Annotated in this window: 16 protein-coding genes; all 16 read right to left on the bottom strand. The window is 36.5% G+C overall.

The window, feature by feature from the left end:
- Complete coding sequence (nrdG, locus tag E7K77_RS00445; protein ID WP_316138641.1) at positions 1-498, bottom strand: anaerobic ribonucleoside-triphosphate reductase activating protein; 498 nt, start codon at positions 496-498, stop codon at positions 1-3.
- Between the two features lie 248 nt (positions 499-746).
- Positions 747-2,897: an anaerobic ribonucleoside-triphosphate reductase gene (nrdD, locus tag E7K77_RS00440; protein ID WP_287525346.1), complete on the bottom strand. Its 2,151-nt coding sequence runs from the start codon at positions 2,895-2,897 to the stop codon at positions 747-749.
- 244 nt (positions 2,898-3,141) lie between these two features.
- Positions 3,142-3,945 (bottom strand): tyrosine-protein phosphatase, encoded by an 804-nt coding sequence (locus E7K77_RS00435; RefSeq protein WP_325305801.1) that lies wholly within the window; start codon positions 3,943-3,945, stop codon positions 3,142-3,144.
- A gap of 289 nt (positions 3,946-4,234) precedes the next feature.
- Positions 4,235-4,669, bottom strand: a complete 435-nt coding sequence (locus tag E7K77_RS00430) for a VanZ family protein (RefSeq protein ID WP_287508414.1) — start codon at positions 4,667-4,669, stop codon at positions 4,235-4,237.
- Positions 4,670-4,705: 36 nt separating this feature from the next.
- The gene (locus tag E7K77_RS00425) at positions 4,706-5,872 is read right to left on the bottom strand and encodes a nucleotide sugar dehydrogenase (RefSeq protein ID WP_325305799.1); all 1,167 of its coding nucleotides are present in this window, start codon (positions 5,870-5,872) and stop codon (positions 4,706-4,708) included.
- A complete protein-coding gene (locus E7K77_RS00420) occupies positions 5,873-6,970 on the bottom strand; it encodes an NAD-dependent epimerase/dehydratase family protein (protein WP_325305798.1) in 1,098 nt (365 codons plus the stop codon).
- Between the two features lie 22 nt (positions 6,971-6,992).
- On the bottom strand, positions 6,993-8,447 hold the full coding sequence (locus E7K77_RS00415; protein WP_101928171.1) for a lipopolysaccharide biosynthesis protein: 1,455 nt from the start codon (positions 8,445-8,447) through the stop codon (positions 6,993-6,995).
- Positions 8,447-9,580, bottom strand: a complete 1,134-nt coding sequence (locus E7K77_RS00410; protein WP_270278911.1) for a CapA family protein — start codon at positions 9,578-9,580, stop codon at positions 8,447-8,449. The genes E7K77_RS00415 and E7K77_RS00410 overlap by 1 nt, the downstream gene beginning before the upstream one ends.
- On the bottom strand, positions 9,564-10,496 hold the full coding sequence (locus tag E7K77_RS00405) for an ATP-grasp fold amidoligase family protein (protein ID WP_302010261.1): 933 nt from the start codon (positions 10,494-10,496) through the stop codon (positions 9,564-9,566). The genes E7K77_RS00410 and E7K77_RS00405 overlap by 17 nt, the downstream gene beginning before the upstream one ends.
- Positions 10,474-11,715 (bottom strand): O-antigen ligase family protein, encoded by a 1,242-nt coding sequence (locus tag E7K77_RS00400; RefSeq protein WP_325305793.1) that lies wholly within the window; start codon positions 11,713-11,715, stop codon positions 10,474-10,476. The genes E7K77_RS00405 and E7K77_RS00400 overlap by 23 nt, the downstream gene beginning before the upstream one ends.
- Positions 11,716-11,734: 19 nt before the next feature.
- Entirely contained in the window at positions 11,735-12,802 is a 1,068-nt protein-coding gene (locus E7K77_RS00395) for a glycosyltransferase (RefSeq protein WP_325305791.1), read from the bottom strand.
- Positions 12,799-13,848, bottom strand: coding sequence for an NAD-dependent epimerase/dehydratase family protein (locus tag E7K77_RS00390; protein WP_077708316.1), 1,050 nt, complete (start codon positions 13,846-13,848; stop codon positions 12,799-12,801). The genes E7K77_RS00395 and E7K77_RS00390 overlap by 4 nt, the downstream gene beginning before the upstream one ends.
- Positions 13,841-14,563 (bottom strand): IspD/TarI family cytidylyltransferase, encoded by a 723-nt coding sequence (locus E7K77_RS00385; protein WP_278451585.1) that lies wholly within the window; start codon positions 14,561-14,563, stop codon positions 13,841-13,843. Before E7K77_RS00385 ends, E7K77_RS00390 begins: the two co-directional genes overlap by 8 nt.
- A gap of 9 nt (positions 14,564-14,572) precedes the next feature.
- The gene (locus tag E7K77_RS00380; protein WP_314050786.1) at positions 14,573-15,439 is read right to left on the bottom strand and encodes a LicD family protein; all 867 of its coding nucleotides are present in this window, start codon (positions 15,437-15,439) and stop codon (positions 14,573-14,575) included.
- An 11-nt stretch (positions 15,440-15,450) separates the two neighbouring features.
- Positions 15,451-16,137, bottom strand: coding sequence for a sugar transferase (locus E7K77_RS00375; RefSeq protein ID WP_325305785.1), 687 nt, complete (start codon positions 16,135-16,137; stop codon positions 15,451-15,453).
- A complete protein-coding gene (locus tag E7K77_RS00370) occupies positions 16,131-17,330 on the bottom strand; it encodes a DegT/DnrJ/EryC1/StrS family aminotransferase (RefSeq protein WP_325305783.1) in 1,200 nt (399 codons plus the stop codon). Before E7K77_RS00370 ends, E7K77_RS00375 begins: the two co-directional genes overlap by 7 nt.
- Between the last annotated feature and the right edge of the window lie 55 nt (positions 17,331-17,385).

The following is a 17,385-nucleotide window of genomic DNA, read 5'->3' as shown; positions in this document are numbered from 1 at the left end:
TTACTCCATTGCTAATACAATTTCCCCAGCCGCTAATGTCTTTTTAACATCTATAATGCGTTGATTTGAGGAACCTCTGAAGCGCAATGCAGGGTCCCTAAGTTCATCTACAAAGCGGCCATCTACGAGAATGTCAATTTCTTGTAATAAGGCACTTCGTAACTCATCTTCTAAGATATCATCTATTTCATAGCCTGAATAGGCCCAAATCTTCTTTTCTGGCGCCGCTGCACGAACAGCTCTCACCACCGGTAATAAGCCTTGTACATTTTGAAATGGCTCCCCACCTAATAATGTTAACCCTGAACATGTAGGATTCTTCACATAGGAAACTACTAAATCTGTCTCAGCTTGCGTCCACACCTTACCGGCATTAAAATCTTGGTATTCTTCGTTAAAACAATTATAACAACAATGTGTACACCCTGTTACAAATATAGATGTACGAATCCCTTCTCCATTGGCAATATCATATTGTCTTATTTGCCCATATCTCATCATAACCTCCATAGTAGTGCCTATCAACTTTGATTAACACTATATAGATATATTTCAATTTCTCATATATACAGTAAAAGCTGTGCCTTAGGCACAGCTTTTAGCATTTACAGAACTATCGTATTTAGAATTAAAATCGTATCTATTAAAATATCCACATCATTAGATGTCTATGATAATTATATTAATCTATATAACAGTTTATCTTAATATATAGAATAATTATTAAAACTATACCTCTAATAATCTTAAATATGCATTACACGATCTTTAATTTCCTTTGTGCGCCCTTCATTCCAGAAGTTTTCACCAAGGTATCCACAAGTACGACGGATAACAGTTAATTTATCGCGATTTGTATTGTGGCAACGAGGGCATTCCCACTCGTTATGTTCATTTACCTTAATTTCTCCATCAAAGCCACATTCGTGACAATAGTCAGACTTGGTATTAAATTCAGCATAAGAAATATGATCATAAATATATTGAATCATCGTCAAAACAGCTGGAATATTATTAGTCATATTAGGAATTTCTGCATAGGAAATACAGCCACCTGTAGATTTCTTTTGGAACTCAGATTCAAAGGAGAACTTGTCAAATACATTAATCTCTTCTCGTACGCTTACATGATAACTATTAGTATAATAACCCTTATCCGTAATGTCCTCAATAATACCAAAACGAGCGCGATCCAAAGAAGAGAATCGATGGGTTAAACTTTCAGCAGGTGTACCATATAATGCAAAGCCCATGTTATGTTTAACTCGCCATTCATCAACAGCTGCATTTAAGCGATCCATAATCTTCATCGCAAAAACGCGACCTTTCTCGCCTGTATTCGATTCACCGGTAATTAAGCGAGTTGCTTCATAAATACCAATATATCCCAAGGAAATAGTCGCATAACCGCCAGTCAAGAATTTGGCAATTTTCTCGCCTTTTTTAAGTCTTGCAATAGCACCGTGTTGCCAATGGATTGGTGACACATCACTCACTACATCCTTAAGTAATTCATAACGAAGCATTAGTGCTTTTTCTGCCAACTCAAGTCGTTTATCTAAAATTTCAAAATATCGTTCTTCACTACCGCGGGCTAGAATGCCAATTTGAGGTAAGTTTAAACTTACTACACCAATGTTAAAACGTCCATCAAACTTGTATTCACCATTTTCATCCTTCCAAGGAGATAAGAAGGATCGACAGCCCATAGGACTAAAGACATTACCTGAGTAGTTTTCCTTCATTTTTTTTGCAGAAATATAGTCAGGGTACATGCGCTTAGCCGTACATTGTGCTGCCAATTCAGTTAAGTAATAGTATGGACTATCTGGTGTTACATTATGCTCATCAAGAACATAAATCAACTTAGGAAAGGCTGGTGTAATATATACATCGGCTTCGTTTTTTACACCTTTAATACGTTGGCGCAAAATTTCTTCTGTAATAAGAGCCGCTTCCTTCGCGTATTCATAGTCTGGTTGGAAATACATAAATAATGTCACAAATGGAGATTGCCCGTTTGTGGTCATCAATGTATTGATTTGGTATTGAATAGTTTGGATACCATCTTTAACCTCTTTACGCGTACGTTTCCACGCAATTTCACGAGCCTTTTCCATATTAGGCTCCATGCCGTAAATCTCAACTTGCTCTTCAATAACATTATCGAGGATTTTTTCATAAGATTTACGTACAAATGGTGCCAAAATACGGTCAATACCATTAATACTTTGGCCACCATATTGACCAGATGCTACTTGTGCAATGATTTGTGTTGTTACAGTACAAGCAACTTGGAAAGACTTAGGTGTATCAATTTTCTTACCATTGATTACTGTGCCATTTGTAAGCATGTCTTCCAAATTAATCAAGCAACAGTTAAACATAGGTTGAATAATATAATCCATATCATGGAAGTGGATGGCTCCACTATCATGAGCTTCTAAAATATCGGTAGGAATCAATTTACGACGAGCAATATCCTTAGATACTTCACCAGCAATTAAATCCCGTTGGGTAGATACAATAGCAGCATCCTTATTAGAGTTTTCATCAAGAACACTGATATTACTACGATCTAATAAACCAATTACATCATCATCAGTTGTATTTTGACGACGTTTAAAAGCTTGAACAGCTTTGTAACCTTCATAGGCACGTGCCGTTGCAGGATTATGATACTCAATCAACTTATAATACACTTGATCTTCAATAGCATAAATTGTCATGTCTTTTTGAAGCTTAGTAGCATATTCCTCAATTTCATTTGCAATACGCTGTGCCAAGCCCTCTTCGTACAACCCAGTACTACTATGTTCAGCTTTTTCAATAGCCAAAGCAATCTTGTTTTTGTCGAATGGTACCTTCGTGCCATCACGCTTAATGACCTGCAACATATTGGCAACCTCCCCATCTTGTTACTGCCAAAATATATGTTAAGACGTATAAAAAGTATGGCAAATCACACTTTTTATAAATTTATATGTAAAAATGTGAAGAATTATTAAAAAAAACCTCTATTTTTACCGCCTTCTCAGTATACTATATATGGTGGTTGTTTTCAACCCTAAATACAATATAAAGTAAAAATAGGTTCCTCTATCTATGCCAATATGACATGGATAAAAGAACCTATATAAATTATAATGCAAAGCCAAATAGACGAGTCAAGAAATTACCCTTTTTCCCCACCCAACTAGATGGGACAGAAGGATAAAATGTGCGATTAGCTAAGAGGTCGCGTTCATTAAGATGGATATTTGGCAACAAATCTTTTTTATACGTATTGTCTAATCTAGAAATTGCTTCCACATAACCTTGGTACACCTCGACATCACAGCCATTGCTATAACCAGTGCCAAAGAAATGAATTAAACCATTGCGATATAATTCAATAGCCCTATCATAGTTAGCGTTACCATGATCAAAAGATGCCATATTACATTGAATCAAAATACCTTTATCAACCCATTCTAATAATTGTTCAGGTTTAGTAAATAATTGTCCATAAGTTTCTACTTCACTAATAATAGGTACAATACCCATATCTAGTAGACTTAACAACCATGCATTAATATGATGCACTTTGCTATTTTGTGGAAGAGCAACTAATATAAAAGGGCTATCTCCCAATGTATATTGATTGCGATGAAAAGCTATATATTCAATCATTTCATCACAAAGCATTACGCGAGCTCCACTGTGAATAGTTACATCTACTAGCTGTTCCTTAAGCGCAACTTTTACTTCATTAACTAAAGATTTCATAGCATTCCATGTGTTCAGATCCATAGATACTGTTACATCAGGCGTACTAAAAATATCTGTAATACCTTGTTCAGACAAGGACTTAATCATTTTTACTGATTCTGCCATTGTTTGAGGCCCTTGTGGACCTAACACAGCTGGCAAAATGCAACCATGTAAATCAACCACGCGACTCATAATCTTTCCCTTCTACTTTCGATTCTCTGTTCAAAAATCGACCTCTTTCATAAAGTTCATGTTCTTCTCATTTAAGTTTATAATTCATTTTACATTCATGATTATAACAAGGGAGTAGTCGCTTGTACAGTGGTTTTTCTATAAAAATAAATAAATTATTATATGTTCATTTAATACAATTTTTATATATTCATTTTTTCTTCATAAAATATGACTCATAACCTCTATAATTACGAGTCATATTTTACACATTATTATATTAATATTTTTTTAATTTTTAAATGTACCTTTATCTTTTATCATGACTAATATAATAAGCTAATTTTACTACCGATATACCAATGATTATACCAATTGTATCAATCAATACATCAGAAAGTTGAGAGCTGCGACCTAGAGAAAATAATTGTATAAATTCGTCTAGACTAGCTATTACTATACCCACTCCTATAGTTTTTACTACTGTGCCATATTCAATATAGCGGCGTAGAACTACATATAAAACACCACCAAGAATTGTGAACTCTGTAAGGTGGGCTAATTTTCGAACAATCCTATTTAAGGCCCATATATTTCCGTAAAAGCCTAATTTATCAGCTATAGGGGCAAGCCACTCTGCAAAAATAAGACTAAACCCATCAGAGTTCCCTCCATTTTGCAAGGAATTATCCCATATAAAAAACACAATTAGACATAACACAATATATAGTATCCAACGTTTCATACTACTCTCCTAAACGCCACAATACATATAGCTGTATTAATCTCTATCAAAAATATCTCGTGTATAAACTTTATTTTTTACACCTTCTAAGCTACTATCCCAGCGATTAGCTACAATAACATCACTAACACGCTTAAAGTCTTCAAAATTACGAATAACTGGCGAATTAAAGAAGTCTTCTGCATCTAGTGTAGGTTCATATACTACCACAGCAATACCCTTCGCCTTAATACGTTTCATAACACCTTGAATGGCTGATGCTCTAAAATTATCAGAGTTCATCTTCATGGTCAAGCGATAGATACCAACAATTTTCGGATTTTTAGCAATAATAGTATCTGCCACATGATCTTTACGTGTTCTATTCGCATCGACAATGGCAGAAATCAAGTTTTGTGGTACATCATTATAGTTAGCTAATAATTGTTTTGTATCTTTTGGCAAGCAATACCCACCATAGCCAAAGGAAGGGTTATTATAAAAATCTCCAATACGAGGATCTAAACAAACCCCCTTAATAATTTGACTTGTGCTAAGGCCACGTACTTCAGCATAGGAGTCTAACTCATTAAAATACGCTACACGTAATGCTAAATACGTATTAGCAAACAATTTAATTGCTTCCGCTTCCGTAGAATCAGTATATAATTGTGGGATATTTTCTTTAATAGCACCTTCTGCTAATAATTGGCCAAAACGACGTGCTCGGTCAGAGTCCTCGCCCACAACAATACGGGATGGATGTAAATTATCATATAAAGCTTTACCTTCACGTAAAAATTCTGGCGAAAAAATTAGGTTTTCTGTGTTAAATTCTTCACGCATTTGTACAGTATAACCTACTGGTACTGTTGATTTTATAATCATTACCGCATCAGGATTAATATCTAACACTGTTTTAATAACCTGTTCAACAGAAGATGTGTCAAAGAAGTTTTTTTGTGGGTCATAATTTGTAGGCGTAGAAATGATAACATAATCTGCACCTTTAAAAGCTTCTACTGGATCTAGCGTAGCTTTAAAGTCTAAATCCTTAGTTGCTAAATATTCTTGCAACTCAGCATCTACAATAGGCGCCTCTTTGCGATTTAACATATCCACTTTTTCTGGAATGATATCGAGGGCCACCACTTCATTGTGTTGAGCTAACAACACGCCATTGGAAAGGCCTACGTAGCCTGTACCAGCAATTGCAATCTTCATTTATTTGCCCTCCGTCATATAGAAATCTTTATACCATATGGCAAAACGTCTTAAACCTTCACGTAAGGTTGTATTAGGTTTAAAACCAAAGTCAGCTTCTAATGCACTCGTATCAGCATATGTAACAGGCACATCACCTGGTTGCATAGGTACTAACTCTTTATGTTCTTCAAAATTATAATCCTCTGGTAATACTCCGGCAGATACTAATTCCTCTGAAAGAATGCGCACAAAATCAAGCAGATTTTCTGGGTTGCTATTGCCGATGTTATAAATAGCGTACGGTGGAACCGGCAAGCCATCCGCACCATTACGACGCTCTGGCGCAGTAGACATAACCTTAGTTACACCTTCTACGATATCATCGATATAGGTGAAATCACGCTTACAATTGCCATAGTTAAAAATTTTAATTGTCCCACCATTACGTAATGTATTTGTAAAACCAAAGTATGCCATATCTGGACGCCCTGCAGGACCGTATACAGTGAAGAAACGAAGCCCTGTGCTAGGGATGTTATATAATTTAGCATACGAATAAGCCAATAACTCATTTGATTTTTTTGTAGCTGCATAAAGAGATACAGGATTATCTACTTTATCCTCTGTAGAGTATGGAATTTGTTTATTTGCACCATATACAGAAGAAGATGATGCATACACTAAATGCTCTACACCTCTTTCACCATCATCATAAGAATGACGACAAGCTTCTAGAATATTATAAAATCCAATAATATTAGACTCGATATAGGCGTCGGGGTTAGTAATAGAGTAACGAACCCCTGCTTGAGCTGCTAGATTCACTACAACTCGTGGTTTATAGATAGCAAAAATTTCATCAACAAAGAACTTATCTGCAATATTCCCTTTTTTAAAAATCCATATATTCTTATTATCTTTGCTAAGTTCATCAATCTGTTGCAATCGATACTCTTTCAATGCTACATCATAGTAATCATTAACAGAATCTATGCCAATAATTTGAGTCCCTTCTGCTTCAGATAGTAAGGACATAACTAGATTAGCCCCTACAAATCCAGCGGCACCTGTTACAAGGATTACCGTGTTGTTTAAATCTACATTTTTTGAAAGCATATGTACTCCTTTCATAGTTCTGTTAATTATGTCGTTTTACTTTACTTAAGACTTTTTTATAGCCAGAAGCAATAATTATGCGCTCAGATGGAATGACGTATAAAATGGCCACATATAATACAACACATAAAAGCATACAGACGACGGTCCACCATACTGCATCATAGAGATGTAAAATACTATAGGCAATTAACCCAACTATAGATGCTGTAATGAGATATACACTGATATTAGATATTATGCGAAATGTACTCATATTGACAAATAAAGCTAATAGCAACATAGAAGCTGCTAGCATTTCCATTCTTACTAACGATCGAGCATATACAAAGGTACTGAAATCATATTGAATACAAATATAAATAACTGGTATTAAAACTACTAGATGTAGTATTTGAGTCCAAAATGATAGATTAGGCATCCCTTTTGCTCGAAATATTTCGGAAATCAAATTAGCTGTTACAGTCATAATAGCCGAACTCAATGCCCATGAACCTAATACAATGCCCGCTAACGTCCATTGTGGCCCTAGTAAAAGCTGAACAACAAAGTCTTGAAATACAAATAAGCCTACACCTAGAGGTACTAAAAATAGAGCCATATAGCGTTGGAATGTAAAGAATGTATTCGAAAAGGCCTGTTGATTATTTTGCACACGACTTAAAGCTGCGAATAATACAGGAGCCAAAGATGCTGTAGCCATAGCCATTACAGTCGTAACAATAGCCATTGGCATCTTATATATACCCAAATAATAAGCATCTAAAAAACGGCTAATAATGAATGTATCCACCCAAGCAGTGAGCCATATAGAAAATGCTTCAGCTAAAGACCATGCACTATAGTTAAACATATTCATAAAGACGCGGCTACTAAAAAACAGATGAATTTGATTCTTCCGACTCTTTAATAATGCCAACGCCGTAAATAGCTGAGACCCTAGCATACCAGCAATTAAAGACCAATAATCGTACCCCATAAGCGCCATTGGTATAGATATCAATATAGGTGTAAGAATTGTTATGAGCCTAATATTTAAAAGAAACTTGAAATTAAAATCTCTTCGATACAATGCCATTTGGACACTACTAAAAGCAGATAAAGGAATCATAGCGCCCATCACGGCTAAAGGTATACCTAAGCCATCATTACCTACTAATACAGCCAATTCATCACGACCGATTATGATAGCGCTCCATAAAACTAGAGAAAACACTAGGTTGGCAATAAATGCCACATCTGTAGCCTCTTGCTTATCTTGGGCACTTTCAAACTCATGCTGAACAAGAAATTTTTGAAAACCCGCATCAGCAAGCATTTCCGCAAAAGATATAACCATCATAATCGTCGCCAATATGCCGAATGCAGTCGGTGCTAACATATGAGCCAATATTATATTTGTCAGTGGTGTGATAAGCTTTGCCAAAACCTCTGTAATAACAGACCATTTAGCAGCAGCTACGATTTTAGTATCCATTATTTCTTATTGATATTCTTAATGCCTCTCAAGAATAGTTCATGATGAGCTTCACATTCCAAATAATTTTGTATTGCTAAATAACTCGTTTTGCCCAAAATAAGTTCTACCAATTTTCGGCCCAATAAAGCATTAATAGCGCGTACAATAAATGATCTACCTAAAAACTCACGCAAATAACGTTTTACATGTGTATCAGCAAAGACCTTATAAGCTTGAGTCACAAAGTGAGGGTCTTTAATTTCTTCACTACGTTTTCTATAAGCCTCTAATGTTTCTGTAGCTTCAACTTCTGTGGCTAATCGTGTACCATTATCGGTTCTACGAATAGGCAATTCAGACACCACAAAATCATCCTTAGTTACGTCTACAGTAACTAGTATTGAATCTTTAATAAACTCTTGATGGTTTACAAAAAAATCGGAATTAAAGATAAAGTTGCCTTGTCCATAAATGATAGTGCCTCCCTGGTAATCTTCACGAGACCCTACACAATGATTATGTTGACAGATAACGAGATTCGCTCCACTATCGACAAATTTACGGCAATATCTCTGTAGCATAGGAGATGGATAGCGATAGAATTCCTTGCCGCCGTGATATAGAACGATGACGTAGTCGCATTGTGCCTTTAAAACTTTCACTTCGTCAAAGCTTTCTAGCACATCAAAAGGATTAGCCCCCATTGTATGACAAGTAGCCATAGTAAACTCGTTCTCTGTACAAAGATAGAATCCAATACGTATATCATCTTTTTCAAAGATAAATGGCTTCTTAGCCTCTTTCAAATTAGCTCCAGCTCCAGCATGAGCAATCTTATGCTGCTTCAACAAATTTAATGTTGTCGTCAACCCTTCTACCCCTTGATCTAAAGAGTGGTTATTAGCCAGTGTTAAAAATAACGGCTCTAACGCCTTATATCCATTAATTGTTTTTGTAGGCGCAATTAAATTATTACCAAATTTTACGATGGGTGTCTCTATATCAGTAAGAGGAACCTCTAAATTGAAAACATTTAAATCCGATTGCTTCAAAATTTCATAAAGCTCTTTTCCTACAAAAGCTTCTCCATTACCGTTTTCAAATAATGTTTTATTAATATCCGTAGGAACTAAATCAGCCCCGATGTACATTCTCAAGATGTAACCACTCTCCTAATTCATAATCCTTTGACATAGGACGAAATCTTTCAAATCCAGCACCAGGAAAAAATGTTAATTCTCCAATAAATAGATGCCCTTTAATTTCATAAAAATCAACACGCAAAAATGGACACCCTTTGCTAAGCTCCATCGCAACCTGTTGCATTTCACCATATGTGTCTGGCTTTGGAAACTCTGTAGGTAACGGTGGATAATGTCCAAAATGAATTCCCATAGGATTCCAATCGATATCATAGAAGTTCATACGCGTTCCTGTTTTAGAAAAACGATTAGAACATACTACTGTTAACTTTGGTTCACCATGAAAGCAATACATCTTATAATCTAATATGTCATTGCTACCTAACTCCGACAAATATTCCTCTCCGATAATACGTCGAGGAACATTCTTATAAGGCCACTCTCTAGCAATACGTGAATAATCCCGTTTTAAGAATGTTCTTAATTTAGCTTTTGCTGCTTCCCAATCAAGTGTTGATTTATCTTTACAAATAACGATGCCTCCACTATCATGTGTACATTTCAAAACGAATTGATTAGGCAACCTATCAAGGTCAATATCATCTACAGAGTTCCATACGGAAATCGTAGGTATTATATACTGATTACCTACACGTTGAGCAATAAGATGTTTAGCTTCATGTTTATCAACCATCACTGTTTGTATTGGGTCTCTAAAATTAACCTTAAGCCATTGTAACTTTTCGCTGAAAGTTTTTGGATTTTCTAGATCTAAAGAGTATCCCATATACTTAGGAAATACCTTCTTCAAAAAGTCTTCATCAGACAAAGAGTCATAATAACCCGATTTAATTAATACCCTCATACGATAGTAAGGTTTTGTTAGAAAGGACATGCCAACATTACACAATTTTCTGAACTTCATGTTTTCGTCCTTTCCGAAGCAGTTGCACCTCTAAATAAAACAACATCATATAAAAATAAGTACTTTTACTTTCATAAGAAACCATCCCCATATCCATAACAATCTGTGAAAGGAATAGAATGAGTACCATTATATATTCATTACTATGGATATCACGATAGCGAATTAAATTATAAGCCACATAGAGATACATTGAATAATAGGCTAGTAAACCAATGACACCCGTGCCAGCTAATAACTCAATATAATTATTATGCAAGTAGTAATTATCTTTGCCATATACGAAAAAAGTATATACAGATGGATTATTGATACCTACACCAGTTATGGGAGATTGATAAAATAAGTCCCATCCAATATCTACCAAAGCTAACCGAATAATAGTGGATGAGTCCCCCCCTGTGCCTGTAAAGGCTTCTACCATGTTAGACATTCGGTCTAATACTTCAGAGAACATCGGCAATTGCAATACCGCAATACCTATAATGGTAAGACCTAATAATGAACCAATAACTTTTACAATAGAATTGACCGCATTAGCACTGCGAAAACTTTTAAAAATAAAGAGTAATACTGTACCAACACCGACAAAAACTAAGGCCTTACGACTACCTGTAGCCGCTAAAATACCAAGTGTTGGTAATGCAATAATATGCCACCAACGAGGACGGTCGTATAGCATATAATATAAGGTCATAACAATAGCATTGGCACCCAATAGCCCTACCGTATTCGCATTCAATGCATCATTAGCAATACGTGCTGAGGATGATAAAACAGTAATAAAATAATCTAAACCGTAGAAAAAAACGGTATAAAAACAAACTATATAGCCGGTCCACATACCAAGCTTCAATAATGTATCTACCGATTTTTTATCTTGATAGCACATGTATAAAATGATGAGCATAAAGAATATTTTGACGATATCAAAGCTTCGACTCATCGCCACAGTTGTATCTGTGGCATTAATCGCACTCAGATAACAGGCTCCAATAAAGAGTAGCATATAACCATGCATCCAATTAAGCCGTAGCTTAATAACGCCTTGCTCTCTTATGAGATAAAAAATAATGAGCCCAAATAAGCATACAAATAATACATACGCACCATAGTTCGCATCGCCAAGGGCAAAGGAAATGGTCAACGACAACACTAAAAAGATTAGAGTTATGAACCATATCATGCGGTCAGCAAGAGCCGTAATATTTAACTTCAATGGTTCCCCTCCTTACAACTCATAAAACTTCTAACCAACGTTTTGCGATTTTCCATAATGGAAATTCATCGCGTACTTTGATGGCATTCTGTGAAAGTTTAGCCGCTAGTGCAGGGTCCTTTAATACACTGCGCATGGCTTCATACATAGCCTGCGTATCACCTACAGGTACGAGAATGCCATTCTCTCCACTTTTAATTACCATGCGAGCACCGCCTACAGGACAATCTGTAACTACTACAGGTAAGCCCATACCCAATGCTTCTAGCATGGAATTTGAAATGCCTTCAAAATCAGAGGATGATACAAACATAGAACAAGGGGCTACCTTTTCTAAAATATTACTAGCAAAACCAGGCAATAAAATGCGATTTTCTAAATTAAGAGACTTAATTTGAGCTCGTAATTCATCCTCTAATACACCTTGACCATAAATGACGAGTTTATATTCTGGAAACTCATCTACCAACATACTGAAGGCATTGATCATCATAGGCAAGTTCTTTTGCGGATGCAAACGACAAGCTGTAACAATTGTCTTTTCTCGTTCCCCTTCTATTGGTGGAGGCAATTTACCATTAATAGGATTTGGTATGATGACACCGCGATTTTGCACAGATTTTGGGAAATAAGAACGAGCATCTTCCGTTTGAAATACTAGTGCATCTGCGAATCTAAAAGCAAAGTTACGCAACGCTTGTTGATGCCAACCAATAGGAACTTTGCGTGGATTATTGCGCTCAGAAAACACAATGCGATTTTTTATAAACCAAGAGCTAATCGCTAAGATAAAACTAGATGCAGACAAGAAAGATAAACATGTCGCATTTGGTCTAGTCTTTAAGATTTTGATTAGTTCCTTTATTTCTTGCATAAAGCGAATGACTTTATTAGAGCTTGTAGTATGAATTTCAATTTGTTCAATACCTTCCTCTAATGCATATTCATTACCATATCGATTAGGGCTTGTTTGGATAACCGTAATATGATGACCATCATGTACCCACTGACGAGCCAACTCTGTTAATATTCGTTCAGCCCCATCATTACCAAGGGAGATGGTGACAATTATTATTTCCTTTTTCATAAGCCTTCCTCTTGGATATATTCAGCTAGTCTTATATAAGCTTGTGCCATTGATACCTTAGGTTTCCAACCTAAAGACTTTAACTTCTTAGAACTTAAAAACATATGCACTATCGGCGCATAGCCGAACCCTTGTACATCTTCTGGAATATCAAAAACAACTTTACTCTTATTATTACTCACATGAGTTGCCACTAATTGAGCAATGCTTGCGATAGAACGAGTCTCTTCATCATGACATACATTATAGGCCTCGCCAGCTTCGCCCGCCTTCATAAGGGCTAAAATACCAGTTAATGCATCGGTAATGTAGCAATAGTTCGACATAGAATCGCCTTTTGTGTGAAGAACAATATTTTCATGTTTAAGAGCACTCTTGGTAAACTGCATGAATACACGGTTATCTGATACCGGAACACCAGGTCCAAAGGTTTGAGCTAGTCTAGCTATTACAGCAGGCACGCCATATTCCACAGTATAGGACTTGCAATAACATTCACATAGTCTCTTACTTTCGGAATAAGAACTACGAACATTTAGGTGATCAAGATATCCTAATCGGTCTTCAGTCATAACTTGACCAGATTCATAAGGTACACCATATTGCTCCATACTGGATAAGTAAACTAGTTTCTTTACCTTTTGACGGCGACCTAACTCAAGCATAGCCTCCGTACCATAAATAGAGGTACGGATAGTTTCTACTGGATGTTCTACAAAAAACTTAGACTGTGTCGGTGCAGCACCATGCAAAATATAATCACATGGCACATCAATAGATTCTAATGAGCCATCTAATAGGGTTAACGACTTATTGTCTAAATACTCACCAAGAATATTTTTTGCCTTTTCATGGCTTCGCACATGACCAATCACTTTTAAATCCAGGTCATGAGTCTCATTGGCAAGTATAAGTAATTTTATAAACATAGATCCAATAAGACCCGTTGCACCTGTTATAAGAATGCGTTGATGACAGAGGAAATGAAAGTAATTTTTTTCCTGTACTAAAGCCGTTAACTCGCGTTGAATAACGGAATTACTCATCTTTTAATCCTCCTAGCTCACGATTTTTAATAATCCCTGTGAACATATAATAATCAGATGGAGTTGTAATCTTTATGTTTTCAGTTTCCCCTAACACAGGATATAAAGTATATCCATAGTGCATCATCATCGATGCGGAATCAATAAAGTCATGAATGCCCTCATCCTTTGCACGATTATGAACTGATATAATATCATCTAATCTAAAACTCTGAGGAGCTTTAGCCATGAGACATTCATTACGATTTAAAATATGCTTAATAGAACCATTTTGGGTAACCATAACCGTTTCTATAGCTGGAGTAACAGTAATGGCAGAACCCTTTGATTCAACAGATTCTATGTTTCTCTCTATGGTAGAGTTATCTACAAGTGGACGAACCCCATCATGAATCAATACAGTCACCGCATCATCAGGAAATAAACGCTTAGCCTCTACGAGTCCATTATATTGGGATTCTAGAGCGCTTTCACCACCAGCCACAATGGATAATACCTTTTGTAGCCCCGCCTTTTTGATGAGCTGTTTTGTATGATCAATCCATTCTGCTTTGCAGGCAAGAACAATCCCATCAATTGTCTCCGTTTGTTCAAACACATCTAAGGTTTGAATCAAAATCGGTCTACCGTTCCATTCTAAAAATTGTTTTGGCGTCTTACTGTTTTTCATACGAGCACCTACGCCACCCGCAAAGATTACTGCTATTCGTTTCATAGGCCCTCCTTATGGTTGAGCTTCTTTCTTGGCATAATGTATGCCTTTATACTCCTTGTAAGGTGTGTGTAAATCAGCAAATACTGCATCATGTTTTGCTACACGTTGCTCTACAGGTGGTAATTGCATATAGTCGCCCCAAATAAGCCGCAAATATCTCTCATACCCTTTCATAACAGGTATTTGATGACCTTCAAAGTCTTTATATATAACAGAGGCAAAGTCCTCTCTAGGATGACGTAGCTTCATACCTTTTAAGCTGCCGATTAACTCCGTACATTCATCACTGGTATCAAAGTCGTATTGAGTCATTCTCTTTTCTGCAAATCGCCAAATATGATAGCGTATAGACTGGCTGGAAAAGATTTTATAAATATACCCAGCTAAAGCACGATATGTAGGCCCTTTGTTATCTGGTAAACGCTGTGCATTAAAGAGTGCAAACGTCATGGCCCACACCAACTGCAATGCACGACTAATTTTGCCGGGTGCACAGCCATCAATAGGCATAATTTCAAGTGCTAAACCATGACAAACATCTTCATGCATACTATGACGATTGATAAAGGTCGTATTATTATCTCTTATAGATGCACCTGCATCATGATAGACGTGATTGCGATCAGTACGACAATACGTAAATCGTTCAGTGTCAGCATATTCTGGCCATAATTCAGCTAGCTTTTCATAATCTGGACGAGGCATAAATAAATCTAAATCATCATCCCAAGGGATAAAGCCATTATGCCGTATAGCCCCAATGAGACCACCGCCGCAAAGATAAAAGCGCAAATTATGTTTATTACAGAACTCTTTAAAGTACAGCAACATATTCAGCTCTTTTTCTTGTATTTCCTTTGTCATAGATGTACTCATAGGGACCTCTTTCAACGTAATACAGCTAATACTGTATCAATCATCGTTTTTATATCTTGTAAAAAAGAAAACTCCTTAATACTCTTTAAATTCCAAGCCATCTTGCCCGGTAAAACCTCATTTATATAGACTTCATCAACATTTTGAGCATTTTGTAAAAGTTGATCTTCATCCTTATAAGTAATACTGGCAATACTGGTAACCCCAGCTGGTAATAATAAGGTAGCTTTCATTTCATCTGTATAGGCAGACACGTAACGTGGAACCTCAGGTCTTGTACCAACAAAACTCATATCGCCTAAAAGGATATTGATAAGCTGAGGCAATTCATCGAGGCGACAGCTGCGAAGCATATTGCCTACCTTCGTAACACGCATATCATTTTGTGATGTCACTTGTGCACCTAAAGATTCCGCATTCTTTACCATAGTACGGAACTTATAGATGCCAAAGGTACGACCGTACTGTGTCACTCGAGTTTGACGAAAAAAAACCTCTCCCTCACTATCTCGTTTAATCATGATGGCTAGTACCAAGAATATAGGGCTTAATGTAATAAGCATTCCCGCTGCCATTACGCGGTCAAAAATGCTTTTACAAAGAAGGCTTATACGCCTTTGATTTAATATTTCAAAATAGGGACGAACCGCTTCACACTGAAGCTCTTTTGGTAGATCATGAAAGTTCTTTACTAGCATTCGGTAATAATCCTTTTAAACTGCTCAATGATATATTGCACTTCTTCATCTGTAAGGAGCGTATGAAGTGGCAATGTAATTTCATTCTTAAACTGGTCATAAGCATTTGGATAGTCATCGATTGTAAAGCCTAAGTTTTTATAAGCAGTATGCATTGGGATTGGCTTATAATGGACATTCGTCGCAATGCCAGCCTCAGCCATAGCTTCAATAACCTTGTTGCGGTATTGCGCATCACGGCCGTCTAAACGGACTAAATACAAGTGACCACTACTTTCATGCTTATCTGTATAATGGTTCAACAATGTAACAGGTAAATCCTTAAATGCTGTATCATAAGCTTCAATAATTTCTTTACGACGTGCCAAAAGTTTTGGGTATCTTTCAAATTGAGCTAGCCCAATAGCCGCCATGATATCCGTCATATTACATTTATAATAGGTACCTTTAATATCATATTCCCAAGCACCTGCTTTTGTTTTTGCAAGAGCATCCTTATCTTGACCATGCAAAGATAGCAATTGGAATTGCTTGTAGATAGCTTCATCGTCATAACCATCTATGTGGCGCCATGTAGCACAACCACCTTCAGCAGTAGTAAAATTTTTTACTGCATGAAAGGAAAAGCTACTAAAATCGGCTATATTACCTGTTGACACCCCTTTATATGAAGCACCAAAGGAATGAGCACAATCAGCCACAATGGGGATATGACCTAATGCTTTTTGAATATCATTAACCGGTGTGAAGAGAGATTTCTTTTCCTCTACAATGGAACGCAAGCGATCATAATCACAAGGCACACCCGCAATATCTACAGGGATGATTGCCTTTGTTTTTGGTGTGATGGCACGAGCGACTGCATCATAATCCATTTCATAAGCATCTTTCTGTGTATCAACGAGTACTAAAGTAGCACCTACATGAACTACAGGACTCGCACTAGCTGTATAAGAATAAGCACTAGTTATGACTTCGTCTCCAGGTCCAATCCCCAATACGCGAAGAGACATTTCAAGCGCTGCCGTAGCAGAGTTTAAACAAACGGATTTAGGTGTACCTAACTGATGAGCTATCTTTTTTTCTAATTCTTTAGTACGAGGACCCGTCGTAATCCACCCACTTTTTAAGGCTTCAACGACTTCATTGATTTCTAACTCTGTAATATCTGGAGGAGAAAAATTAATTCTCATATAAATCACCTCAATACTTTCTATACCATATTGATACACTTGATTTATCACATAG

Origin of the sequence: Veillonella parvula, assembly GCF_032577575.1 — a bacterium.
GTDB lineage: Bacteria > Bacillota > Negativicutes > Veillonellales > Veillonellaceae > Veillonella.
This window is presented reverse-complemented; position numbering and strand designations above follow the sequence as displayed.